At 64.2% G+C, this 23,702-nt stretch carries 18 protein-coding genes and 2 rRNA genes (1 of these 20 running past the window's edge); 13 read left to right on the plus strand and 7 right to left on the minus strand.

The features are described from left to right. Together C8C93_RS21985 and rrf are read left to right on the plus strand one after the other, a co-directional pair. Positions 1-1,764: ribosomal RNA gene (locus C8C93_RS21985) — 23S ribosomal RNA — on the plus strand; it begins 1,115 nt to the left of the window's first position. Between the two features lie 154 nt (positions 1,765-1,918). Then, positions 1,919-2,031 (plus strand): 5S ribosomal RNA (gene rrf / locus C8C93_RS21990). 185 nt (positions 2,032-2,216) lie between these two features. Here rrf and C8C93_RS21995 read toward each other — a convergent pair. The 5 genes from C8C93_RS21995 to C8C93_RS22015 all read right to left on the minus strand — a co-directional run bounded on the left by C8C93_RS21995 (position 2,217) and on the right by C8C93_RS22015 (position 7,636). After that, the gene (locus tag C8C93_RS21995; protein ID WP_055397964.1) at positions 2,217-2,984 is read right to left on the minus strand and encodes a class II glutamine amidotransferase; all 768 of its coding nucleotides are present in this window, start codon (positions 2,982-2,984) and stop codon (positions 2,217-2,219) included. A gap of 89 nt (positions 2,985-3,073) precedes the next feature. Then, positions 3,074-4,528 carry a DHA2 family efflux MFS transporter permease subunit gene (locus C8C93_RS22000; protein ID WP_121508298.1) on the minus strand — a complete coding sequence of 485 codons (1,455 nt, stop codon included), beginning with the start codon at positions 4,526-4,528 and terminating at the stop codon, positions 3,074-3,076. Positions 4,529-4,585: 57 nt separating this feature from the next. Next, complete coding sequence (locus tag C8C93_RS22005) at positions 4,586-4,774, minus strand: 4-oxalocrotonate tautomerase (protein WP_121508299.1); 189 nt, start codon at positions 4,772-4,774, stop codon at positions 4,586-4,588. 70 nt (positions 4,775-4,844) lie between these two features. Next, positions 4,845-5,108, minus strand: coding sequence for a cysteine-rich CWC family protein (locus tag C8C93_RS22010; RefSeq protein WP_121508300.1), 264 nt, complete (start codon positions 5,106-5,108; stop codon positions 4,845-4,847). 317 nt (positions 5,109-5,425) lie between these two features. After that, complete coding sequence (locus tag C8C93_RS22015; RefSeq protein ID WP_121508301.1) at positions 5,426-7,636, minus strand: malate synthase G; 2,211 nt, start codon at positions 7,634-7,636, stop codon at positions 5,426-5,428. Between the two features lie 283 nt (positions 7,637-7,919). Between C8C93_RS22015 and C8C93_RS22020 the strand changes: the two genes are divergently transcribed. From C8C93_RS22020 to C8C93_RS22030, 3 genes are all read left to right on the plus strand, one after another. After that, the gene (locus C8C93_RS22020) at positions 7,920-9,845 is read left to right on the plus strand and encodes an acyl CoA:acetate/3-ketoacid CoA transferase (protein ID WP_121508302.1); all 1,926 of its coding nucleotides are present in this window, start codon (positions 7,920-7,922) and stop codon (positions 9,843-9,845) included. A gap of 143 nt (positions 9,846-9,988) precedes the next feature. Further along, on the plus strand, positions 9,989-10,912 hold the full coding sequence (locus C8C93_RS22025) for a LysR family transcriptional regulator (RefSeq protein ID WP_094290427.1): 924 nt from the start codon (positions 9,989-9,991) through the stop codon (positions 10,910-10,912). Between the two features lie 165 nt (positions 10,913-11,077). Next, entirely contained in the window at positions 11,078-11,725 is a 648-nt protein-coding gene (locus C8C93_RS22030; protein WP_121508303.1) for a response regulator transcription factor, read from the plus strand. Positions 11,726-11,853: 128 nt separating this feature from the next. Here the strand turns inward: C8C93_RS22030 and C8C93_RS22035 are convergent, their stop codons facing one another. Then, entirely contained in the window at positions 11,854-14,514 is a 2,661-nt protein-coding gene (locus C8C93_RS22035) for a PAS-domain containing protein (protein WP_121508304.1), read from the minus strand. 230 nt (positions 14,515-14,744) lie between these two features. Here C8C93_RS22035 and C8C93_RS22040 point away from each other — a divergent pair, with 230 nt between their 5' ends. Then, positions 14,745-16,112 (plus strand): dicarboxylate/amino acid:cation symporter, encoded by a 1,368-nt coding sequence (locus C8C93_RS22040; RefSeq protein WP_121421454.1) that lies wholly within the window; start codon positions 14,745-14,747, stop codon positions 16,110-16,112. A 204-nt stretch (positions 16,113-16,316) separates the two neighbouring features. Continuing rightward, on the plus strand, positions 16,317-16,763 hold the full coding sequence (locus C8C93_RS22045) for a DUF2214 family protein (RefSeq protein WP_055397981.1): 447 nt from the start codon (positions 16,317-16,319) through the stop codon (positions 16,761-16,763). A 78-nt stretch (positions 16,764-16,841) separates the two neighbouring features. Here C8C93_RS22045 and C8C93_RS22050 read toward each other — a convergent pair whose 3' ends face one another. Continuing rightward, the gene (locus tag C8C93_RS22050; RefSeq protein WP_055397983.1) at positions 16,842-17,210 is read right to left on the minus strand and encodes a PsiF family protein; all 369 of its coding nucleotides are present in this window, start codon (positions 17,208-17,210) and stop codon (positions 16,842-16,844) included. A gap of 204 nt (positions 17,211-17,414) precedes the next feature. Here C8C93_RS22050 and argS point away from each other — a divergent pair, with 204 nt between their 5' ends. From argS to C8C93_RS22080, 6 genes are all read left to right on the plus strand, one after another. Next, positions 17,415-19,124, plus strand: coding sequence for an arginine--tRNA ligase (gene argS, locus C8C93_RS22055; protein ID WP_121508305.1), 1,710 nt, complete (start codon positions 17,415-17,417; stop codon positions 19,122-19,124). Between the two features lie 9 nt (positions 19,125-19,133). Continuing rightward, positions 19,134-19,778 carry an SPOR domain-containing protein gene (locus C8C93_RS22060; protein WP_055397987.1) on the plus strand — a complete coding sequence of 215 codons (645 nt, stop codon included), beginning with the start codon at positions 19,134-19,136 and terminating at the stop codon, positions 19,776-19,778. Between the two features lie 80 nt (positions 19,779-19,858). Further along, positions 19,859-20,515: a thiol:disulfide interchange protein DsbA/DsbL gene (locus C8C93_RS22065; RefSeq protein ID WP_121508306.1), complete on the plus strand. Its 657-nt coding sequence runs from the start codon at positions 19,859-19,861 to the stop codon at positions 20,513-20,515. A gap of 108 nt (positions 20,516-20,623) precedes the next feature. Then, entirely contained in the window at positions 20,624-21,277 is a 654-nt protein-coding gene (gene lptA / locus C8C93_RS22070; RefSeq protein WP_055402492.1) for a lipopolysaccharide transport periplasmic protein LptA, read from the plus strand. 11 nt (positions 21,278-21,288) lie between these two features. Further along, entirely contained in the window at positions 21,289-22,086 is a 798-nt protein-coding gene (gene lptB, locus C8C93_RS22075) for an LPS export ABC transporter ATP-binding protein (protein WP_055402495.1), read from the plus strand. Next, positions 22,086-23,675 carry an RNA polymerase factor sigma-54 gene (locus C8C93_RS22080; RefSeq protein WP_121508307.1) on the plus strand — a complete coding sequence of 530 codons (1,590 nt, stop codon included), beginning with the start codon at positions 22,086-22,088 and terminating at the stop codon, positions 23,673-23,675. The genes lptB and C8C93_RS22080 overlap by 1 nt, the downstream gene beginning before the upstream one ends. Positions 23,676-23,702 lie beyond the last annotated feature (27 nt).

A 23,702-nucleotide genomic window follows, 5' to 3' on the forward strand; every position in this document is an offset into this window, starting at 1 on the left:
GGAAGATGTAACGGGGCTAAGCCAGTTACCGAAGCTGCGGATGTGCAATTTATTGCACGTGGTAGGAGAGCGTTCTGTAGGCCTGTGAAGGTGTCTGGTAACGGATGCTGGAGGTATCAGAAGTGCGAATGCTGACATGAGTAGCGTTAAAGGGGGTGAAAAGCCCCCTCGCCGTAAGCGCAAGGTTTTCTACGCAACGTTCATCGGCGTAGAGTGAGTCGGCCCCTAAGGCGAGGCAGAGATGCGTAGCTGATGGGAAACAGGTCAATATTCCTGTACCGATCAATAGTGCGATGTGGGGACGGAGAAGGTTAGCTCAGCCAACTGTTGGATATGTTGGTTCAAGCCTGTAGTCGTGCCTGGTAGGCAAATCCGCCGGGCTTAGATGAGGGGTGATAACGAGTCTGCTTGCAGACGAAGTGAGTGATACCCTGCTTCCAGGAAAAGCCACTAAGCTTCAGCTATTGACGACCGTACCGCAAACCGACACTGGTGCGCGAGATGAGTATTCTAAGGCGCTTGAGAGAACTCAGGAGAAGGAACTCGGCAAATTGATACCGTAACTTCGGGAGAAGGTATGCCCCAAGTAGGTGAACCTGTACAAGGCGAGCCCAACGGGGTTGCAAAAAATCGGTGGCTGCGACTGTTTAATAAAAACACAGCACTCTGCAAACACGAAAGTGGACGTATAGGGTGTGACGCCTGCCCGGTGCTGGAAGATTAAATGATGGGGTGCAAGCTCTTGATTGAAGTCCCAGTAAACGGCGGCCGTAACTATAACGGTCCTAAGGTAGCGAAATTCCTTGTCGGGTAAGTTCCGACCTGCACGAATGGCGTAACGATGGCCACACTGTCTCCTCCTGAGACTCAGCGAAGTTGAAATGTTTGTGATGATGCAATCTCCCCGCGGAAAGACGGAAAGACCCCATGAACCTTTACTGTAGCTTTGTATTGGACTTTGAACAGATCTGTGTAGGATAGGTGGGAGGCTTTGAAGTGATGTCGCTAGATGTCATGGAGCCAACGTTGAAATACCACCCTGGTGTGTTTGAGGTTCTAACCTAGGTCCATTATCTGGATCGGGGACAGTGCATGGTAGGCAGTTTGACTGGGGCGGTCTCCTCCCAAAGCGTAACGGAGGAGTTCGAAGGTACGCTAGTTACGGTCGGACATCGTGACGATAGTGCAATGGCATAAGCGTGCTTAACTGCGAGACTGACAAGTCGAGCAGATGCGAAAGCAGGACATAGTGATCCGGTGGTTCTGTATGGAAGGGCCATCGCTCAACGGATAAAAGGTACTCTGGGGATAACAGGCTGATACCGCCCAAGAGTTCATATCGACGGCGGTGTTTGGCACCTCGATGTCGGCTCATCTCATCCTGGGGCTGTAGCCGGTCCCAAGGGTATGGCTGTTCGCCATTTAAAGAGGTACGTGAGCTGGGTTTAAAACGTCGTGAGACAGTTTGGTCCCTATCTTCCGTGGGCGCTGCAGATTTGAGGAAGCCTGCTCCTAGTACGAGAGGACCGGAGTGGACACACCTCTGGTGTATCGGTTGTCACGCCAGTGGCATTGCCGAGTAGCTAAGTGTGGAAGAGATAACCGCTGAAAGCATCTAAGCGGGAAACTCGTTTCAAGATGAGATCTGCCGGGGCCTTGAGCCCCCTAAAGAGTCGTTCAAGACCAGGACGTTGATAGGTCAGGTGTGGAAGCGCAGTAATGCGTTAAGCTAACTGATACTAATTGCTCGTGCGGCTTGACCCTATAACTTTGATAGCCAATATGCAAACCGTAAGGAATGTGTGAAAAGCTCAAAGATTGTTATGCCAAGTTGACGCAGTCAAAAGACACAAAAATCTGATTCCAAACTCTATGAATTCGCTGAGCTGTTCCTTGAACAGCTCAGCACCAAGTTATGCCTGATGACCATAGCAAGTTGGTACCACTCCTTCCCATCCCGAACAGGACAGTGAAACGACTTTGCGCCGATGATAGTGCGGGTTCCCGTGTGAAAGTAGGTCATCGTCAGGCTCTTACAGCCCAGAAAACCCCAGTCATATTTGACTGGGGTTTTTTGCTTTGGGCGTGACGCTAATGCAATGGAGGATGGCTTCGAGAGCGTTGCATGCCGACTCTCTGGACACTGAAGCTACACGGCCAAAGGCTCCCGCCCGAGACAAGCCCCTTGGATCGCATCGCGCGCACAGCGCTAGTGCTTAGACGTCCAGTCTTCTGCCTTCGCAAAACACCAGCAATTCGCTTTTACCAAACGCTGTCCAGGTTTCATTGGTCGTCAGCGGGCTCGTCACAATCACGGCCACTTCGTCTTTTTCATTGGTTTCCCGGGAAAAGTCGAGGCTGACGTCTTCATCACTCAGTTGCGCCTGTCCAAACGGATACCGGCGCTCTAGGTAGTACAAGCTGGTAGTCGCATGGGACCATAGCGCCTGACCATTCGAGAGCAAGAAATTGAAGGTGCCGTGGGGGCTGATCCGTGCGGCCAGCTCTTTCAGCGTCAAAGTCAGTTCCGGGACGGACGGCACGCTGGCATGGGACTTTGCCAACTCCTGCATGATCCAGCAAAAAGCATGTTCGCTGTCGGTGTCGCCCACCGGGCGGAAATGCGAGTGGAGGCGGGGGCGGAAATCCTTCAAATCGCCGTTGTGGGCAAAAACCCAATAGCGTCCCCAGAGTTCACGCACGAAGGGGTGGCAGTTTTGAAGGCTGACAACGCCCTGGGTCGCCTTGCGAATGTGGGCGATGACGTTTTTGCTTTTGATCGGGTATCGGCGGATCAGCTCTGCCACCGGAGACTCCACCGCTGCCTGATGATCTACAAAATGTCGTAGGCCTTTGTCTTCAAAAAAGGCGATGCCCCATCCATCGCTGTGGTGATCCGTTTTTCCTCCCCGTTGCGCAAATCCCGTGAAGCTGAAGGTCACGTCGGTGGGAACATTGCAATTCATGCCGAGCAGTTGGCACATGGGGAGATTCCGTTTCTCTGAAGTCTTGGCGGTGCAGCCAGATCATGCCCGATGCGGTCCAGCGAAGGCGATGGCGATAGGTGGTCCGTTCAACGGGGCTTGGCTTCCCGCAGTTGCCAGGCGGCTACCAAGGCCAGCAGGCACAACAAGGTCAGCATCAAAAAGGTTTCGCCGAACGCAGTGATACGGGCCGGGCCGCTGGCGACCGCGACCAGCGAGGCGCCATGGGCGCTCAATCGCCACTCCAGGACGATGCCACACAGGCTGACGCCGGCTGCCCCGCCCAGCATGCGCAAGAAGCCGATGGTGCTGGAGCCCTGCGAGATAAGTGATTTGTCCAGAGGCCGCATGGCCCCGAGGTTCAACGAGGGCAGGATGAAGCCGAGACCAATGCGGCCCAAAATTGCAAACGCCACCAGCATCCACAATGAAGAGCCCAAGCCCACAAACACCATGAGTCCAAACGAAAGCGCCAGCAAGCCCAGTCCGATGCTGACCAGAAAATGGGTGGGCTGGTGGTCGGCAAGTCGGCCCACCACCGCGATGGTGCTGGCAAGGACAAATCCTGCTGGCAGCATGAGCGTACCCACATGTGATGCCGACAAGTCCAGCCCCAACTGCATGAACACTGGCAGCAGATAGGTGGACCCGAACAAGGCCGTACCGTAGATGAATGCCACCACGCTGCCCATGGCGAACTGGCGGTACTGAAACAGGCGCAGATCCATCAGCGGCTTGCGGCCCGTGCGCAGCAACTTGCGCTGCCAAGCAATGAAACACGCGACAGCCACCACCGCTCCCGACAGCAGGCCGAGTGCCTCGGCCACGGAGCCGCCATGCAGCGACACCAGGCCATTGAGCAAGCACAGCGTACCCACAGTGCCCAGCAGGAGCCCGCGCCAGTCCAGCGCCTCACCTTGGCGGTTGGCCTCTACGCCGCCGGGGGCGGTGACGGGCACAAACTTGTAAGCCAACCAGATGGACGCCAGGCAAAGCGGCACCACCATGAAAAAAATCGAGCGCCAGCCAAACCAGTCCACCAGCAAGCCGCCGATGCTGGGCCCGATGGCGGGTGCCAGTACAACGCCCATGCCGAAGATGCCGCTGGCGCGGCCCTGCTCATGGGGTTTGAAGGCGTAAAGAATGATGACGGCCGGGATCGGTTGAACAACGCCTGCCGCCAGGCCCTCCGCCACCCGGGCGACCAGCACCAGGCCGAAATCCTGGGCGAGTCCGCCGCCAATGCCACCCGCCAGCAGCAGCAACATGGCACCCACGTAGGTGGCGCGGTACCCGTAGCGCGACAGCAGCCAGGGCGTGGTGAGCATCGAGACTGTGGTGGCCACCATGAAGCCCGAGGTGACCCACTGCGCGCGTTCCTGGCCCAGCGTGAAGTAGTGGCTCATGTCGGGGATGGCCACGTTCACGATGGTGGACGACATGATCGACGCCATCGTTCCCACCATGACCGACAGCAGCACCAACCAGCGGTAGCGCTCTCCGTAGCGCTCCCGCAAAACGGCCAGCGAGCCTGCCTGGGTCATGGCGTCGTGAGCGTCAAATTTCTGAAACGGTGCGAGGGCGAAAACGCTAAGAGCCGCTCAGGTGCGCTCAGACCAGAGCTTGCCGCCCGTGGCCCAGTTTTCGCGCTTGATATCGGTTATGAGAATGTCCACCGACTCGGGCGAGCCACCCAGGATTTCAACGGAAACGCGGGTGATTTCCTCCACCAGCTTCTTCTTTTGTTCGACCGTGCGGCCTTCCATCATTTCGATGTGGTACGTGGGCATTTCAGCTTCCTTGCAGTAGGGGTGGTTGCACAAACAAAAAACAAAGGCGAAATCATATCGACGCGGGCTGCTACGACGGTGCAAGCGGCGACGACGACGGAGAGGGCGGCGTCCCGCGTGATCCGCAGGCCGGGCAGATACAGGTCTTGCCCCGTTGTTCGGGCCGCAGCGCGACCAGCGCCTCGGAGGCAACGGACCCGGGGGCCATGCACCAGCAACTCTCGGCTGGCTGTCCGGCGGCAATCGCGCAGAGGTTTGGCTGCCCGCACAGGGGGCAGACGGATGCGGTGGGCGCATCGGTAGCGCTACTAGCGCTGGGCGAAGGGGAAGTCATGGCGGATTCGGCTTGCACTCGGGTGGCCCGCCACGGGGGTGGGCGTGCCGAGGTGCAGTGTACGGCGCAAGCACATACCCCGCTGCGGAGCGAAGCTGGTTGAACCCTCTGCCATGGGCCGATTCCCTCGACCTGTCGCACGTTCGTAAACCAACTTTGGTTTGTGCGCAGCGAGGTGGAGATGGGTTGAAAGAAGACTTTAAACAAAAAAAAATAGCTGCTAGCGCTTTACTATCAGGCGCAAGCAGCTATCAAAAACGGAGCAACCGCCCCATTGAAGCGCGCGCGATGCCCACGCGCGCGCCACCGCCTGCTGCTCAGGCGGCCTGCGCCGCCTTCAGCCTCAGGCGCCAGGCGTGCAGCAGCGGCTCGGTGTAGCCGCTCGGCTGCTCTTCGCCCTTGAGCACCAGGTCCAGCGCTGCACGGTAGGCGTAGCTGGTGTCAAAGTGGCCCGCCATCGGCTGGTACAGCGGGTCGCCCGCGTTTTGGCCATCGACCACGGCGGCCATGCGCTCGAAGGTCTCCTTCACCTGGGCATGCGTCACCACGCCGTGCAGCAGCCAGTTGGCCATGTGCTGGCTGCTGATGCGCAGCGTGGCGCGGTCTTCCATCAGACCCACGTTGTGGATGTCGGGCACCTTGGAGCAGCCCACGCCCTGATCCACCCAGCGAACCACATAGCCCAGGATGCCTTGCGCGTTGTTGTCCAGCTCTTGCTGCTTTTCAGCGTCGGACCAGCTCGGGTTGGCGCTCACGGGCACCGTAAGCAGGCCGGTAAGCAGGTTGTCGCGCTCTGCGTTCACGTCGGTCTTTTCCAGCTCGATCTGAATGTCGCTCACCTTCACCTGGTGGTAATGCAGCGCGTGCAGCGTGGCGCCCGTGGGGCTGGGCACCCAGGCGGTGTTGGCACCGGCCTTGGGGTGGGCGATCTTCTGCTTAAGCATCTCGGCCATCAGGTCGGGCATGGCCCACATGCCCTTGCCGATCTGCGCTTTGCCGCGAAGGCCACAGCTCAGGCCCACCAGCACGTTGTTCTTCTCATACGACTGGATCCAGGCGCTGGTCTTCATGTCGCCCTTGCGCACCATGGGGCCGGCGTGCATGGCGGTGTGCATTTCGTCACCGGTGCGGTCGAGGAAGCCGGTGTTGATGAACGCCACGCGGCTCGATGCGGCAGCGATGCAGGCCTTGAGGTTGACGGACGTGCGACGCTCTTCGTCCATGATGCCCAGCTTGACGGTGCTGTCGGGCAGGCCCAGCAGCTTCTCGACACGGCCGAAGAGTTCAGCGGCAAAGCCTACTTCGGCGGGGCCGTGCATCTTGGGCTTGACGATATAGACGCTGCCCTTGCGGGAGTTGCGGATTCCGTTGGCGCCATGGCCTTGCAGGTCGTGCAATGCGATAGCCGTTGTGACCACTGCATCCATGATGCCTTCGGGGATCTCGCGCTGCGTGCCCTGCGCGTCGGTCCACAGGATGGCCGGGTTGGTCATCAGGTGGCCCACATTGCGCAGGAACATGAGCGAGCGGCCATGCAGGCGCACTTCTCCGCCTTGGGGGGCCGTGTAAACACGGTCAGGGTTCAGTCCGCGCGTGAAGGTCTTGCCGCCCTTGGCGACCTGCTCGGTCAGCGTCGCCTGGATGATGCCCAGCCAGTTGCTGTAGCCCAGCACCTTGTCCTCGGCGTCCACGGCGGCCACGGAGTCTTCCAGGTCCAGGATGGTGGAGAGCGCGGCTTCCAGCACCAGGTCGCTCACGCCCGCAGCGTCGCTCTGGCCGATGGGGGTAGACCGGTCGATCTGGATATCCAGGTGCAGGCCGTTGTGCTGCAGCAGCACCGATGAAGGCGCTGCTGCGCTCCCCTGGTAGCCCTTGAACTGCGATGCGTCCTTGAGGCCCGTGGTGCTGCCATTGGCCAGTGACACGACCAGCTGGCCGCCTTCCACCTTGTAGCCGGTCGAATCCTTGTGCGAGCCAGCAGCCAGCGGCGCCGTGTCGTCCAGCACCTGGCGCGCAAAGGCAATCACCTTGGCGCCGCGAACGGGGTTATAGCCCTTGCCCTTTTCGGCGCCACCTTCTTCGCTGATGGCGTCCGTGCCATACAGCGCGTCATACAGGCTGCCCCAGCGCGCATTGGCGGCGTTCAGGGCATAGCGGGCGTTCAGGATGGGCACCACCAGCTGCGGGCCGGCCTGCGTGGCCAGCTCGTCGTCCACGTTGGCGGTGGTCGCCTTCACGTCGGCGGGCTGGGACACCAAATAGCCGATCTTTTCGAGGAAGCTGCGGTAGGCCACCATGTCCTTGATGGGGCCGGGGTTGGCCTTGTGCCAGGTGTCCAGCTCGGTCTGCAGGCGGTCGCGCTCGGCCAGCAGGGCGATGTTGCGCGGGGCCAGGTCCGACACGATGGCGTCAAAGCCCTTCCAGAAGGCGGCGGCATCGACACCCGTGCCGGGCAGCACCTTGTCTTCGACAAAGCGGTACAGGGAGGTGGCCACTTGCAGGCCGTGGATTGCGGTGCGGTCGGTCATGAGGGTGCCTAAAGAGTTGAGTTGTTGAAACGTGGATCAAAGAAATGTCGGACCTTGGCGAGAAGGCCATGGACAGACTGTATTGCAAATGTTTCTCCACATAAATACGGTGAAAAGCTCGAAACCAGTGACTTTTACGCAAAACTGGTGACAGTCCGTAGTTGCACGGAATGGCGCACCGGCCGGTTAAGCACTACGCTGCGCGAAGAGCCGGGGCGCCCCCGCAACCTATTGCGAGGCCGTGATCTGGCTCATAAAAATAACCCCACCGGGAGACAAATCCATGCAGGCACCCCTGGCCGCTGGCGCGCTGAACGCTGCCTACAAGAACAAGATCGTCAGCGCCGCCGATGCGGTGCAGCTCATCCACGACGGCGACACCGTGGCCACCGGCGGTTTTGTGGGCATCGGCTTTGCCGAGAGCATCGCCGTGGCACTGGCCCAGCGCTGGGAGTCCACACAAACCCCGCGCGACCTCACGCTGGTCTACGCTGCAGGGCAGGGCGATGGCAAGCAGCGCGGCCTCAACCACCTGGGCCACGCGGGGCTGCTCAAGCGCGTGATCGGTGGGCACTGGAGCCTGGTGCCGCGCATCCAGAAGCTGGCGGTGGACAACCAGATCGAGGCCTGGAACCTGCCCCAGGGCGTGATCACGCATTTGTTTCGCGACATCGCTGCAGGCAAGCCCGGCACGCTCACGCGCGTGGGCCTGGACACCTTTGTGGACCCGCGCCACGGCGGCGGCAAGCTCAATGCGCGCACCACCGAAGACCTGGTGCGCATCCTGCCCATCGACGGGCAGGACTACCTGTTCTACAAGGCCTTCCCGATCCATGTGGGCATCATCCGCGCGACCACGGCCGATGCGGACGGCAACCTCACCATGGAGCGCGAGGCGCTCACGCTCGAAGCGCTGGCCATCGCCATGGCTGCGCGCAACTCGGGCGGCGTGGTCATTGCGCAGGTCGAGCGCATCGCCGAGCGCGGCACGCTCAACCCCCGGCAGGTGAAGGTGCCCGGCGTGCTGGTGGATGCCGTGGTGCTGGCCACCGAACCCGCGCACCACCACCAGACCTTTGCCGAGCCCTACAGCGCCGCGTTCGCTGGCGAGCTGCGCGTGCCCATGGACACGCTGGACGCGATGCCGCTGACCGAGCGCAAGATCATCGCCCGCCGCGCGGCGCTGGAGCTGCGCCCGCACCAGGTGGTCAACCTGGGTATCGGTATGCCCGAGGGCGTGGCCAACGTCGCTGCCGAAGAGCGCATCATCGACCTGGTCACCCTCACGGCCGAGCCAGGCGTGATCGGCGGCATCCCCGCCGGCGGGCTGAACTTTGGCGCCGCCGTGAACCCGCAGGCCATCATCGACCAGCCCAACCAGTTCGATTTCTACGACGGTGGTGGCCTGGACATCGCGATCCTGGGCCTGGCGCAGGCCGACCAGCACGGCAACCTCAACGTGAGCAAGTTCGGGCCGCGCCTGGCGGGGGCGGGCGGCTTCATCAACATCAGCCAGAACGCCAAGATCGTGGTGTTTGTCGGCACCTTCACGGCGGGCGATCTGCAGGTCGAGGCGGTGGACGGTCACCTGCACATCCTGCACGAGGGCGGCGCGCGCAAGCTGGTGCGCGAGGTCGAGCACCGCACCTTCAGCGGCGCCGAGGCCCTGCGGCGCGGCCAGCGCGTGCTGTACGTCACCGAGCGCTGCGTATTCCGCCTCGTGCCCTCCGGCGAGGAGGACGGCAGCGGCGCGCTGGAGCTGATCGAGCTGGCCCCCGGCATCGACCTGCACCGCGACGTGCTCGCCCACATGTCCTTCACGCCGCGCATCAGCCCTGGTTTGCAGACCATGGATATGCGCCTGTTCGAGCCCGGCCCGCTGGGCTTGCGCGAGCAACTGCTCAACCGCCCGCTGGTGCAGCGCTTCGAGCTGGACGCCGCACGCCAGCTGCTGCACATCGATTTCTCGGGCCTGCAGATCACCACCGCCAGCACCATCGCCGCCATCGAGCAGGAGGTGCGCCACCTGCTGGCCCCGCTCGCCACGCGGGGCGAACGCGTGGCGGTGATCGTGAACTACGACCACTTCACCATCGCGCCCGATCTGGCCGATGCCTACACCGCCATGGTGCAGGGCCTCACGCGCGACCTCTACACCGAGGTCAAGCGCTACGGCACCGTGGGGTTCCTCAAGTCCCGATTGACCTGATTGCTATATTAATAATAGCTATAAAGGCAATCTGGTCGCGCGCAAGGGCCTGTTTTTGCTTCCATTTTTTCAGCCACCGGGCGCCGCCGCGCTACAGCGGCCGGGTGCAGGCACCCGCTGGGATGTCTCCATAATCACCGCCCATGGACAAACTCAAGGCCTTCGAATCCTTTGTATCGGTGGCCACACGCGGCAGCCTCACCGCAGCCGCCAAGGCCGAGGGCGTGGCGCCCGCCATCATGGGGCGGCGGCTCGACGCGCTTGAAGAACACCTGGGCGTGAAGCTGTTGGTGCGTACCACACGCCGCATCAGCCTCACGCACGAGGGCAGCGCGTTTCTGGAAGATTGCCAGCGCCTGCTGGCCGACGTGGCCAATGCCGAGGCCAGCGTGTCCGAAGGCGGCGTCAAGGCCACGGGCCATTTGCGCATCACCGCGCCCGCCGGTTTTGGCCGCCGACATGTGGCGCCGCTGGTGCCGCGCTTTCGCTCCGCGCACCCCGACGTGACCATCTCCCTCAACCTTAGCGACCGCGTGGTGGACTTGGCGGGCGAAGGCTTTGACTGCGCCGTGCGCGTGGGCGATTTGCCCGACTCGTCGCTGGTGAGCGTGCGCATTGCCGACAACCGCCGCCTGTGCGTGGCCACGCCCGAATACCTGGCGCGGCGCGGCACCCCGCGCGCCCCGGCCGAGCTGGTCCAGCACGACTGCCTCACGCTCTCCAGCGACGCATCGCAGACGCGCGGCTGGGCGTTCAGAGTGCCGCATGCGGATGGCTCCACCGAGGTCATGCACCTCAAGCCCGGCGGGCCGCTCGACTGCTCCGACGGCCAGGTGCTGCACGACTGGTGCCTGGGCGGCTGGGGCATTGCCTGGCGCAGCACCTGGGAGGTCGAGGCCGAGATCGCCGCAGGCCGACTGGTCGCGGTGCTGGAGGACTTTGCCGCACCGCCCAACGGCATCTACGTGGTCTTCCCCCAGCGCAAACACCTGCCGCTGCGCGTGCGGCTGTGGATCGAGCACCTCAAGCACCAGTACGCACAGCCCGCGTTCTGGAAAGGCGAATGACTCCCCCTGAGGCGCTTCGCGCCATCCCCCTGAGGGGGACGCCTCCGGTGGCCCGGCAAAGCCGGCTCCACGGTGGCGCTCGCCGGGCCGCGCCCCACTCGGTGGCTGGCTGTCGGGCGGCCTGTGGTGCGGGGTGACGGCTCCCCGTGGCAGACTGCGCAATCCATGTCCACCGCGCCCACGCTCCTCGTCGCTGACGACCACCCGCTGTTCCGTGCGGCCGTGCTGCACGTGCTGCGCGAGCGGCTGCCGCAGTTCCGCACCCTGGAGGCGGCCAGCGCCGCCACCCTGGGCCAGGCGCTGCAGGACCACCCCGAGGTCGAGCTGGTGCTGCTGGACCTGAGCATGCCCGGCACGCGCGGCTTCTCGGCCCTGCTGCATGTGCGCGGCGAATACCCCGAGCTGCCCGTGGTCATCATCTCGTCCAACGACCACCCCCGCGTCATCCGCCGCGCCCAGCAGTTTGGCGCGGCGGGCTTCATCCCCAAGTCCGCGCCCGCCGACGCCATGGGCGACGCCATCCAGGCCGTGCTGGACGGCGGCAGCTGGTTCCCGCCCATGGCGGCCGAACGCTCCGAGGCCGACGCCGAGCTGGCCGCGCGGCTCGCGCAGCTCACGCCCCAGCAGTTCCGCGTGCTGCTGTGCCTGGCCGATGGCCTGCTCAACAAGCAGATCGCGGCCGCGCTGGGCCTGGCCGAGAACACGGTGAAGGTGCATGTCACCGCCATCCTGAAAAAGCTCGCGTGCTACAGCCGCACGCAGGCGGCGGTGCTGGTCAAGAGCCTGGAGACGGAAGACGGCGTGTCTTCCTGAGGTTGAGATCTGCATCAAAACGGCCGCTGTCGCCCATTCATCAAGCGCTGGTAGCTACTAAAAGTGTAGCGACGAGCGAAGCCTCTCAAACCGGGCGTAGCACGATGCGCGAGACGCCGCGCAGCGGCTCAGGGGGATGCTCCCTGTCTCAGCAATGTCTGGCTCACCAGCGCCCGCAGCGCGGGGGCCCGCACCGGCTTGGCCAGAAAGCCCCAGCCGCGTTCGGCGGCCTGGCGGCGTAGGGTGGCGTCACGTTCGGCGGTAACCAGGATCACGGCGGGGGCCTGGCCCCAGCGCTGGCACAGCTCCGTGTAGACATCGGGGCCATGGTGGTGGCTGCCCAGGTGCACGTCCAGCAGCACCAGCTGGGGCGCCTGGCCGGGTTGGGCTGCGGCCAGCGCTTCGGGTGCGCCAGCGGCCAGTGGCACCGTGCACCCCCAGCGCTGCAGCAGGGCCTGCGTGGCGGCGCAGGTAGGGCCGTCGTCCTCAATCACCCAGGCGCTGCTGCCTTGCAGGGGGGCATCGTCGGTGGGTTGCTGTGTGGTGGCAGGGGCGGCGGCAGCCTGCTGCACAGCCGCCGGGTTGCCCAGCGGCACACACACCCAGAACACGCTGCCGCGCCCCAGTTGCGAGCGCAGGCCGATCTCGTGCCCTAGAAGGCGGCCCAGGCGTTCGACGATGGCCAGGCCCAGGCCTGCGCCCCGGTCGTCGGCACGGCCTTCGTCCAGGCGGCGGAATTCTTCGAAAATTTCACGCTGCAGCGCCTCGGGGATGCCGGGGCCCTGGTCATGCACCTCGATGCGCAGGTGGTCATTGCCCACCCTGCGGCAGCCCACCACGATGCGCCCATGCCGGCTGTAGCGGATGGCGTTGGAGACGAAGTTCTGCAGGATGCGGCGCAGCAGGTTTTCGTCGGTGCGCACCACGGCGCGCGTGGGCACGCAGCTGAGCTTCAGGCCCTGGCTTTCGGCCAGCACGCCGAAGTTGTGGGCCAGCACCTGCAGCAGCGGGCCCAGGGCCACGTCATGGATGTGTACATCGAACTGGCCCGATTCCATTCGCGAGATGTCGAGCAGGCTGTTCAGGATGGCGTCCTGCGCGGCCAGCGCGCCGTCGATGCTGTCCACTGCGTGCCGTTCGGCGTCGCTCGGCAGATGGCTGCGCAGCAGCGAGGTGAACATGCGCGCGGCGTTCAGGGGCTGCAGCAGGTCGTGCACGGCGGCGGCCACAAAGCGGGTCTTGGAGCGGTTGGCCTGCTCGGCTTCGCGCCGCGCGGCGTCCAGGTCGCGGGTGCGGTCGGCCACGCGCTGCTCCAGCGCATCGGCCAGCGATCGCAGCTCGCGTGCTGCGTTCTTGTAGCTGGTGATGTCGGCGTAGCTGGTCACAAAACCGCCTTCGGGCAGCGGGTTGCCCCGGATCTCCAGCACCGTTCCGTCGTCCTTGGCGCTTTCGTGCAGGTGGGGTGTGCCGCTGCGCAGGTGGGCCAGGCGGCGTGCGATGGCTTCTTCCACCGGGCCGGGGCCCAGCAGGCCCCGGCGTGCGTTGTGGCGCATCAGGTCTTCGATGGGGCGGCCCACCTGCATCAGGTCGGCGGGGTAGCGGAACAGCTGCACATAGCGCGAGTTCCACGCCACCAGCTTCAGGTCGGCATCGATGATGACCACGCCCTGGGGCAGGTGTTCCAGGCTGCGGGAGAGGCCCATGTCGGCTTGCTGCGCCGCCTGCACGATGCCGTCCTGCGCGGTGCGCAGCTCCTGCGCGTGCTGTTGCAGCACGGTCTCCAGTTCCTGGCGGCTGCGCTGGCGCAGGCTGGACAGGCGCTGGCGCTGGCGCACAAACAGCACGAGCAGGCCCAGCGCCAGCCAGCCGCCCGCGCCTGCCGCAGCGGCCCACCGGCTGTCCGCGAAGCTGCTGTGTGTCTCGTGCAGCAGGTGCAGCTGCCACGGGGTGCCGGGCAGGGGCTGGGTCCGCCACAGCACGCGGCCGGGCAGGGCAGGGGCCTGCACGCTGACCAGCCGACCGCCAGTGTCCAGGGCTTCCACCACGCGGACTTCCAGCGGGCGCAGCGGCTGGTCGGCGTACTGCCGGGTGGCGTTCAGCTCGCGGCGTTCCTCATCGTCCAGTGGCTCCAGCAGGCGGTAGCGCCACGCATCCTGGCTGGCCAAAAAAACCACGCCATGCGCGTCCGACGCCAGCACGATGTCGGTGGTCTGCAGCCACTCGCGTTCCAGCTCCTGCAGCGCGATCTTGATGGCCACCAGCCCCAGCGTCTGGCCATGGTCGTCGTGGATGGCCTGAGACAGAAAGTAGCCCGGCTCACCCGTGGTCACGCCAATGCCATAGAAGCTGCCGCGCCCCTGGGCCAGCGCCTGCTGCACGTAGGGGCGAAAGCTGTAGTCCACCCCCACATTGCTGGTGGCCGTGCGCCAGTTGCTGGCGGCCACGGCCAGGCCGTCGCGGTTGAGCAGGGTAAGGGTGGAGGATTGGCTGGCACCGTTGGCCTGCTCCAGCTTGCGGTTGAGCTGCTCCCCATCGGCCGCACTCAGTGGGTGGGTCAGCGCGTTGCGCAGCTGTGCATCCAGCGCCAGCACTTCGGGCAGGGTGCGGTAGCGGTCGATGCGCTGGGCCAGGGCCTGGCCGTAGAGCGCCAGTTGGCCCTGCACGCTGCGGTTTTCTTCCTGCAGTGAACGCTGCCAGGCCCATTGGCCGGCGATGAACATGCTGCCCACCATGCCCCCAAGCAGGATCAGCAGGTTCCAGAATTTTCGGAGGCGGGGCGTCATCGTCATGGGGAAAATTTGTTCCTGGCGCGGTCCGTAGGCTGGGATGTTGCGGGGAGCGAGTGTGCCGCATCCCGGCCAGGTGCTAGGTGTTTTCCCTATATTGGGGCAAGCGGCGCCCTATGGCGGTGCCCCTGACTAATACCAATAGGTTATCGGCTCAAACAGCGTGCGGCGGTACAAACGGCACCCTCGACGCACCCCGGTGGTGCAGTCTTTCGTGATTTCAGGAGACCTCCATGCACGCCATTTCCGCCCCCACAGCCCACCCCGTGCGGCTGCCTTTTTACCGGCAGCTGTATTTCCAGGTGGTGCTCGCCATCGTCCTGGGTGTCTTGCTCGGGCATTTTGAACCCGCCTATGGCGAGGCGCTCAAGCCGCTGGGTGATGCCTTCATCAAGCTGGTCAAGATGATCATCGCGCCGGTGATCTTCCTGACCATCGTGACCGGCATTGCGGGCATGTCGCAGCTGAGCAGCGTGGGCCGCGTGTTTGGCAAGGCCATGGCGTACTTTTTGTTCTTCTCCACGCTGGCCCTGGTGGTGGGTCTGGTGGTGGCCAACGTGGTGCAGCCCGGCGCGGGCATGAACATCAACGTCGCCGATCTGGACCAGACGGCCGTGAAGAGCTACGTGGCCAAGTCGCATGAGATGAGCCTGACCGGGTTTGCGATGGACATCATCCCCAAGACGCTGGTCAGCCCTTTTGTGGGCGACAACATCCTGCAGGTGCTGCTCGTGGCCGTGCTGTTTGGCGTGGGCCTGGCACTGGTGGGTGAGGCGGGCCGTCCGGTGCAGCACTTTCTGGAAGCGCTGACCACGCCTGTGTTCAAGGTGGTGGGCATTGTGATGAAGGCCGCGCCCATCGGTGCGTTCGGCGCCATGGCGTTCACCATCGGCAAGTTTGGCCTGGGTTCGCTGGTCAATCTGGCCTGGCTGGTGGGCTCGTTCTACATCACCTCGCTGCTGTTCGTGGTGGTCATCCTGGGCTTTGTGGCCCGGCTGTGCGGCTTTTCGGTGTTCAAGCTGTGCCGCTACCTGAAGGCCGAGTTGATGCTGGTGCTGGGTACCTCGTCGTCTGAATCCGCCTTGCCCTCGCTGATGGAAAAGATGGAAAAGGCCGGTTGCAGCAAGTCGGTGGTGGGGCTGGTGGTGCCCACGGGCTATTCCTTCAACCTGGACGGCACCAACATCTACATGACGCTGGCCGCGCTGTTCATCGCCCAGGCCACGAACACCGAACTGACGCTGGGTCACCAGGTGGCGTTGCTGCTGGTGGCGATGCTCAGCTCCAAAGGCGCAGCAGGCGTGACCGGTGCAGGCTTCATCACCCTGGCCGCCACCCTGGCCGTGGTGCCTGAAGTGCCGGTGGCCGGCATGGCGCTGATTCTGGGTGTGGACCGCTTCATGAGCGAATGCCGCTCGCTGACCAACTTTATTGGTAACGCCGTGGCCACCGTGGTGGTATCCCGTTGGGAAAACGCGCTGGACCATGAGCGCCTGGATGCCGCGCTGAACGGTCATCCCCTGCCCGCCCCGGCCACTGCCATGGCTCCGGTGGTGCCTGCGGATGTGCCCGCAGGCGCGATGGCCCGCACGGTGGCCTGATCGCGTCCGCTCCGGTGTTCGGTCAAAGCGGCGCAGGCTCTCGGGTCTGCGCCGCTTTTTTTGGGGGGGACGCAATGCGGTGGCACACATACCGGCATGCCGCGTTGCGCGGCGGTCGCGAAATTCCTCAAGCAAAATGGCGGCCACCCGGGTTTCAGAAAAGCAGCGCGCACTGAGGTCCTGGGTTTTGCAAAGGAAACCCCCATGACCCTCGAAGCCGTCCTCGCCGCCCTGCACCTGGTGGCCATCCTGACCTTTGTGGTCTTTTTATCGAGCCAGGCGGCGCTGTGCCGCATGGAGTGGATGAACGCCGCTGTGGTCGAGCGTCTGGCGCGGCTGGATGTGATCTACGGTGTGGCGGGGGCGCTGATGATCGCCAGCGGCGTGGCGCGTGTTCTCTGGGGCATCAAGGGGGCTTCGTGGTATCTCTCGCAGCCGCTGTTTCACATCAAAATCACCATCATTCTGGTCATGATTCTCCTGTCCTTCTGGCCTTCGCTGGTGTTTCGCCGCTGGCGCCATGCCCTGCGCAGCACGGGGGCACTGCCAGCGGCGCAGGAGGTGGCCAAGGTACGCCGCCTCGTGATGATCCAGTCCCACGTGTTGCCCGTGGTGGCGGTGATCGCGGTGTTCTGGGCGCGGGGCTGGTAGGCGTCGCAAGAAAGACGTTCCGCCCAGAAAAAAGCCGCTGACCCTCACGGGCAGCGGCTTTCTTTGTTTTGGCAGGGCTTATTTGTTCTTCAGGCATTCGCTCATGAAGGCCTTGCGCTCGTCGCCCTTGAGCGTCTTGGCTTTTTCGTCGGCGTTGCAGGCCTTCATCTTGTTTTGCTGGGTTTCTGGCTTGTTGCTCAGGCAGGTCTTCATGAAAGCCTTGCGCTCGTCGCCCTTCTTGTCCGCCGCTTCCGCATTGCAGGTGGCCATGCGGGTCTGCTGCTTGGTGGGCGCGGCGGCCGATGCCGCAGGCGCTGCCGGCGTGGCGGGGGTTGCTGCCGTGGCCGGGGCGGCGGCCTTGGCTCCGGCGGCCGGGGCGTCGGCAGCGTGGGCTGCGCCGAACGAAAGGACCAGGCTCAGGGCTGTCAGGGAGAGAAGCTTGTTCATAGGGGCTCCAGTAGAGATGTGGCATCTGACGCAACCTGCGTCGGATTGCCCGATTACAACGTATGCCCTGGAGACGGGGCTGACACGCCGCAGGCCAGGCCATGATTCTTTACGATCTGTTGCGTACTGGCTGCGCAGGGCTGCTTTGGCGGTGCTGGCGGCATGCTCGGTGAGCGCCCCGGCCCGGCCCCGTAAAATCCGCCGATGCTCACAGCCAAAAATGAATTGCTCGCTGCGCTTGCAGCCGAGCTGGAAGTCCTGTCCCCTGGCGCTGGCGCCAAGGCGGCGTTTGAATCCCCCAAGGTGGCGGCCCATGGCGACTTCGCCTGCACCGCCGCCATGCAACTGGCCAAGCCGCTCAAGCTCAATCCCCGCGCCTTGGGTGAACAGCTCAAGGCCGCACTGGAGGCCACGCCCGCCTTCACCCGCTGGGTGGATGCCATTGAAATCGCCGGACCGGGCTTTCTGAACATCCGCTTGAAGCCAGCCGCCAAGCAGGAAGTCGTGCGCGAGGTGCTGGCCGCTGGCGAGCGTTTCGGCTATCAACCCGACAACGGCCAGCGCGTGCTGGTCGAGTTTGTCTCGGCCAACCCCACCGGCCCCCTGCACGTGGGCCACGGCCGCCAAGCTGCTCTAGGCGATGCGATCTGCAACCTGTTCAGCACCCAGGGCTGGAAGGTGCACCGCGAGTTCTATTACAACGACGCGGGCGTGCAGATCGATACGCTGACCAAGAGCACGCAGCTGCGCGCCAAGGGCTTCAAGCCCGGCGACGACTGCTGGCCCACCGACAGCGACAACCCGCTGGCCAAGAACTTCTACAACGGCGATTACATCGCCGACATTGCCGAGGCCTTCAAGGCCAAGGCTACGGTGAAGGCCGACGACCGCGAGTTCACGGCCAACGGCGACGTAGAGGACTACGACAACATCCGCCAGTTCGCCGTGGCCTACCTGCGCAACGAGCAGGACAAGGACCTACAGGCGTTCAACCTGCACTTTGACGAGTACTACCTGGAGTCCAGCCTGTACACCAGCGGCCGCGTCGAGGCCACGGTGAACAAGCTCGTCGCCAATGGCAAGACCTACGAGCAAGATGGGGCGCTGTGGCTGAAAAGCACGGACTACGGCGACGACAAGGACCGCGTCATGCGCAAGCAGGACGGCTCCTTCACCTACTTCGTGCCCGATGTGGCGTACCACATCGCCAAGTGGGAGCGTGGCTTCACGAAGGTCGTCAACATCCAGGGCACGGATCACCACGGCACCATTGCCCGCGTGCGCGCGGGCTTGCAAGCGGCCGACGTGGGCATTCCGCAGGGCTACCCCGACTATGTGCTGCACACGATGGTGCGTGTGGTCAAGGGCGGTGAAGAGGTCAAGATCAGCAAGCGCGCAGGCAGCTATGTCACGCTGCGCGACCTGATCGAATGGACCAGCAAGGACGCCGTGCGTTTCTTCTTGCTCTCCCGCAAGCCCGATACCGAGTACACCTTCGACGTGGACCTGGCCGTGGCCCAGAACAACGACAACCCCGTGTACTACGTGCAGTACGCGCATGCCCGCATCCAGTCGGTGCTGCGCGCTTGGCAAGAGGCTGGCGGTGGCGACGTGGCTTCGCTGCACGACGTTGATCTGTCGGCTCTCGAAGGCCCACAGGCCCAGGCGCTGATGCTGCAGCTGGCCAAGTACCCCGAAATGCTCACGGCTGCGGCCGACGGCGAAGCCCCGCACGATGTGACCTTCTACCTGCGCGACCTTGCCGCCAGCTACCACAGCTACTACGACGCCGAGCGCATCCTGGTGGACGACGAGGCCGTGAAGAAGGCTCGCTTGGCGCTGGTCGCCGCCACCGCGCAGGTATTGCACAATGGCTTGGCCGTGCTGGGCGTGTCGGCTCCAGCCAGAATGTAAGCAGTCACTATGAAGAAACAACAGACGGGCGGGACCATCGTCGGCTTTATCGTTGGGGTCATCGTGGGCCTGGGCGCTGCCTTGGCTGTGGCGGTGTACGTGACCAAGGTGCCGGTGCCCTTCCTCAACAAGGGCAATGGCCGGGGCGTGGACATGGACGCCGCCGAGACCCAGAAGAACAAGAACTGGGATCCCAATTCGCCTTTGTATGGCAAGAACCCGGCTCGCCCGGCAGCCCCGCCCGCTGTGGCTGCCTCGGCGCCCACCCCGGCCGCGCCGGATGCGCGGGCTGTGGCATCGGCGCCCGCACCCAAGCCCGCTGCCAGCAAGCCCGAGGCCAAGGCTGAAACCAAGCCGGGCGCCGACCCGCTGGGTGATCTGGCCGTGGCAAAGGCTGCTGCCAAGGGCAATCTGGACCCGTTCGACTACTTTGTCCAGGCCGGGGCTTTCCGCACCCAGGCGGACGCCGATGCGCAGCGCGCCAAGCTGGCCATGTTGGGCTGGGAGGCCCGCGTGAGCGAGCGTGAGCAAAATGGCCGGGCGGTGTTCCGGGTGCGTGTGGGCCCGTTCACCAAACGCGACGACGCCGAGCAGCTCAAGGAGAAGCTCGATGGTGCCGGGCTGGAGTCGGCGTTGGTGCGCGTGCAGCGCTGACGCGCCAGACTTCGGGTGGCTGAACTTTTTGCGGGGGCATGGCTCACATCCCCCAGACCTGTAACAGGAGAGTCTTTGTCATGAAACGCCGTGAGTTTTCTTTGTCCGCCGCCTCGGCGGTTGCCGCTTCCGCCCTGACGTTGCCAGTGGCCACCCCCGCGCTGGCTCAGGCCCGCCAGTTCAAGGAGGGCAAGGACTTCCGGCGGCTGGACAAGCCGGTAGTGCCCGACGCGCCTGCGGGCAAGGTCGATGTGATCGAGTTCTTCTGGTACAGCTGCCCCCACTGCAACGCCTTTGAACCCGCGCTCGACGCCTGGGTCAAGGCCGCCCCCAAGGACCTCTCCGTCCGTCGTATGCCCGTGGCCTTCAACGCGAGCTTTGTGCCCCAGCAGAAGTTGTACTACGCCCTGGAAGGCATGGGCAAGCTCGAAGCCCTGCACGCCAAGGTGTTCCGCGCCATCCATGTGGAAAAGCAGAAGCTGGCCAAGGACGACGAAATTTTTGCCTGGGTGGCCCAACAGGGTGTGGACGCCGCCAAGTTCAAGGAAATCTACACCTCGTTCAGCGTGTCCAACCAGGTTCGCCGTGCTTCGCAACTGCAGGACGCCTACGGTGTGGAGGGCGTGCCCTCGATGGGTGTGGCGGGCAAGTTCTACACCGATGGCACCATGGCGGGCAGCATGCAAAACGTGCTGCAGGTGGTGGAACATCTGGCGGCAGTGGCCCGCAAAGGCTGACGGTTTTCGCCCGGCCGCCGGTTCCCATTGGCAAAAGCCCGCACATGCGGGCTTTTTTCATGGAGGAACGCGACGGGGTGGCTACAATGATTGCAAGATTCGTGCCCTATGAACCATCGCCTCCTTCCGATCCTCCTGCTCGCGGCCCTGGCCTGCACCTTCGGTGTGGCCCATGCCGAAAAGGCCGACCGCGCCAAGCCCATGAACATCGAGGCGGACGCTTTGCGCCACGATGAACTCAAGCAAACCAGCGTGTTCTCTGGCCGCGTGGTCATGACCAAGGGCTCCATCGTGCTGCGTGGCGCGCGGCTGGATGTGCGCCAGGATGCCGATGGCTACCAGTACGGCGTGGTCACGGCAGAGCCCGGCAAGCGCGCCTTCTTCCGGCAAAAGCGCGACACCCTGCCGGGAGCACCCGACGAGTTCATCGAAGGCGAGAGCGAAGTCATCGAGTACGACGGCAAGGCCGACAACGTGCGCTTCATCACCCGTGCCGAGCTGCGCCGCTACCGGGGCGCTGTGCTCAGCGACGAGATCACCGGCGCCGTGATTGTCTACAACAACCTGACCGACGTGTTCTCCGTGGACGGCAAGCGCACCGCCACCAACGCTGCGGGCGATGCCCCCGCACCGGGCAGCCGCGTGCGCGCCGTGCTGGCCCCCAAAGATCCACCGCCCGCTGCGGCGGCCCCCGAGGCGGCGTCCCCGGCCTCAGCCCCGGCGCTGCGCCCCAGCAACAGCCTTGGCGGCGGCGCCAAGTGAGTGGGCCCGCTGTGAGTACCGGTCCTGACACTCAGGCGGGTAGCCGCCTGGGGCCTGATTCCCAGGCGGGCAGCCGCCTGGAGGTGCAGCACCTGGCCAAATCTTATGGCAGCCGCAAGGTCGTCAAGGACGTTTCGCTGGTCGTACAAAAAGGTGAGGTCGTGGGGCTGCTCGGCCCCAACGGCGCGGGCAAGACCACCTCGTTCTACATGATCGTGGGCCTGGTGCGCAGCGACGAGGGAGACATCCGCATCGACGGCCAATCGGTGGCCCACATGCCCATCCACCGGCGCTCGCGCCTGGGCCTGTCGTACCTGCCTCAGGAAGCCTCGATCTTTCGCAAACTCACGGTCGAAGAGAACGTGCGCGCCGTGCTGGAACTGCAGCGTGGTGATGACGGCCAGCCGCTCTCGCGCGACGCCATCGAGGAGCGCCTGACGGCCCTGCTGCAGGAGCTGCGCGTGGACCACCTGCGCGCCTCGCCCGCCATGGCCCTGTCCGGTGGCGAGCGCCGCCGCGTCGAGATTGCCCGGGCCCTGGCCACTCAACCGCGTTTCATCCTGCTGGACGAGCCCTTTGCCGGCATCGACCCCATTGCCGTGATCGAGATCCAGCGCATCATCGGCTTCCTGAAGGCGCGGGGCATCGGCGTGCTCATCACCGACCACAATGTGCGCGAAACCCTGGGCATCTGCGACCACGCCTTCATCATCAGCGATGGCCGCGTGCTCGCGCAGGGCACGCCGTCCGAGATCGTGGACAACGCCGAGGTACGACGTGTTTACCTTGGCGAACACTTCAGGATGTGATGAAGCCTGGACTCTCGCTGCGCGTCTCGCAGCATCTTGCATTGACCCCCCAGCTTCAGCAGTCCATCCGGCTGCTGCAGTTGTCCACGCTCGAACTCTCGCAGGAAGTCGAGCAGATGCTCGACGAAAACCCGTTCCTCGAACGCAATGCCGACGAAGCTCCGCGCGAGGAGTTTGGGCTCGAAGCCGCCGACACGCCCGCGCAGCCCGATGAGTACAGCGCCGATGATGCTATATTTTCAGGAGCTAATAGCGCAAGCAGCACAAGCGCTGAAGGCCAAAATGATGCTGAAACACCGAGTGCTGGCGCTGACGAGCCTGACTGGAGCGGTGACGGCACGGTAGAAATGGCGCCCAACGACGCGGAGTGGGGCGGGGATGCGCCCGCCCGCAACCGCAACGACTCCGAAGGCGACGAGGCCGACGCCACCGAGCTGGCCCGTTCGCATGAATCGCTGACCGCCTTTTTGCACCGTCAGGCACTGGCGCTGCGCTTGTCAGAGATTGACCGCGCAGCGCTGCGTTTTCTCATTGAATCGCTCAACGACGACGGCTACCTCGAAGAGCCGCTGGAAGAGCTGGCCATCAGCCTGGCCGGGCCGGACGACCTGGAGCAGATTGAAGAGCTGGTGCACCGCTTCACCGTGGCCCAGCGCCTGCTGCAAAGCCTGGAGCCCACCGGCGTGGGTGCGCGCAACCTGGCCGAATGCCTGACGCTGCAGCTCACGGCGCTGGCTGCCGACGAGGACAGCGATGCTGACCCCGACACGGTGCAGACCGCGCTGCGCATTTGTCAGCAGCCGCTGGAGATGCTGGCCCGCCGCGACATCCGCCGCCTGACGCAGCTGTGTGGCGACGGCGAAGAGCGCACCCGCGCCGCCATGGCGCTGATCGCTCGCCTGGAGCCTCGCCCCGGCCGTCGCTTTGCCGACGTGGAGCGCAACATCATCATTCCCGACGTCATCGTGCGCAAAGCCGGGCGCGCTAACGGCCGCGACGGCCAGCACAACTTCATCGTCAGCCTCAACCCCGATGTGATGCCGCGCTTGCGCGTGCACGACATCTATGCTGGCGCCCTGCGCGGCCACAAGGGCGGCGAGGGCCACCAGGGCATGCAGCAGCGCCTGCAGGAGGCGCGCTGGTTCATCAAGAACATCCAGCAGCGCTTTGACACCATCCTGCGCGTCTCGCGCGCCATCGTGGAGCGGCAAAAAAGCTTCTTCACCCACGGCGAGTTGGCCATGCGCCCGCTGGTGCTGCGCGACATCGCCGACGAACTGGGCCTGCACGAATCCACCATCAGCCGCGTGACCACCGCCAAATACATGGCCACGCCAATTGGCACGTATGAGCTGAAGTACTTCTTTGGCTCGGGCCTGGGTACCGAGACCGGCGGCAACGCGTCCAGCACCGCCGTGCGCGCCCTCATCAAGCAGTTTGTGGCCGCAGAAAGCCCCGCCAAGCCGCTGTCCGACAGCCAGATCGCCGAGATGCTCAAGGAGCAGGGCATCGAGTGCGCACGCCGCACCGTGGCCAAGTACCGCGAGGCGCTCAAGATCGCGCCGGCCAACCTGCGCAAGGCGCTGTAGGTACCCCGGTTGGGGGCGCATGGCTCG

It is taken from the genome of Acidovorax sp. 93, from assembly GCF_003633835.1.
In the GTDB taxonomy this organism is placed as follows: domain Bacteria; phylum Pseudomonadota; class Gammaproteobacteria; order Burkholderiales; family Burkholderiaceae_C; genus Acidovorax; species Acidovorax facilis.

Excerpts from the sequence above, each read along its gene's own strand:
- C8C93_RS21995 (WP_055397964.1), bottom strand. The coding sequence starts at position 2,984 with ATGTGCCAACTGCTCGGCATGAATTGCAATGTTCCCACCGACGTGACC.
- C8C93_RS22000 (WP_121508298.1), bottom strand. The coding sequence starts at position 4,528 with ATGACCCAGGCAGGCTCGCTGGCCGTTTTGCGGGAGCGCTACGGAGAG.
- C8C93_RS22005 (WP_121508299.1), bottom strand. The coding sequence starts at position 4,774 with ATGCCCACGTACCACATCGAAATGATGGAAGGCCGCACGGTCGAACAA.
- C8C93_RS22010 (WP_121508300.1), bottom strand. The coding sequence starts at position 5,108 with ATGACTTCCCCTTCGCCCAGCGCTAGTAGCGCTACCGATGCGCCCACC.
- C8C93_RS22015 (WP_121508301.1), bottom strand. The coding sequence starts at position 7,636 with ATGACCGACCGCACCGCAATCCACGGCCTGCAAGTGGCCACCTCCCTG.
- C8C93_RS22020 (WP_121508302.1), top strand. The coding sequence starts at position 7,920 with ATGCAGGCACCCCTGGCCGCTGGCGCGCTGAACGCTGCCTACAAGAAC.
- C8C93_RS22025 (WP_094290427.1), top strand. The coding sequence starts at position 9,989 with ATGGACAAACTCAAGGCCTTCGAATCCTTTGTATCGGTGGCCACACGC.
- C8C93_RS22030 (WP_121508303.1), top strand. The coding sequence starts at position 11,078 with ATGTCCACCGCGCCCACGCTCCTCGTCGCTGACGACCACCCGCTGTTC.
- C8C93_RS22035 (WP_121508304.1), bottom strand. The coding sequence starts at position 14,514 with ATGACGATGACGCCCCGCCTCCGAAAATTCTGGAACCTGCTGATCCTG.
- C8C93_RS22040 (WP_121421454.1), top strand. The coding sequence starts at position 14,745 with ATGCACGCCATTTCCGCCCCCACAGCCCACCCCGTGCGGCTGCCTTTT.
- C8C93_RS22045 (WP_055397981.1), top strand. The coding sequence starts at position 16,317 with ATGACCCTCGAAGCCGTCCTCGCCGCCCTGCACCTGGTGGCCATCCTG.
- C8C93_RS22050 (WP_055397983.1), bottom strand. The coding sequence starts at position 17,210 with ATGAACAAGCTTCTCTCCCTGACAGCCCTGAGCCTGGTCCTTTCGTTC.
- argS (WP_121508305.1), top strand. The coding sequence starts at position 17,415 with ATGCTCACAGCCAAAAATGAATTGCTCGCTGCGCTTGCAGCCGAGCTG.
- C8C93_RS22060 (WP_055397987.1), top strand. The coding sequence starts at position 19,134 with ATGAAGAAACAACAGACGGGCGGGACCATCGTCGGCTTTATCGTTGGG.
- C8C93_RS22065 (WP_121508306.1), top strand. The coding sequence starts at position 19,859 with ATGAAACGCCGTGAGTTTTCTTTGTCCGCCGCCTCGGCGGTTGCCGCT.
- lptA (WP_055402492.1), top strand. The coding sequence starts at position 20,624 with ATGAACCATCGCCTCCTTCCGATCCTCCTGCTCGCGGCCCTGGCCTGC.
- C8C93_RS22080 (WP_121508307.1), top strand. The coding sequence starts at position 22,086 with ATGAAGCCTGGACTCTCGCTGCGCGTCTCGCAGCATCTTGCATTGACC.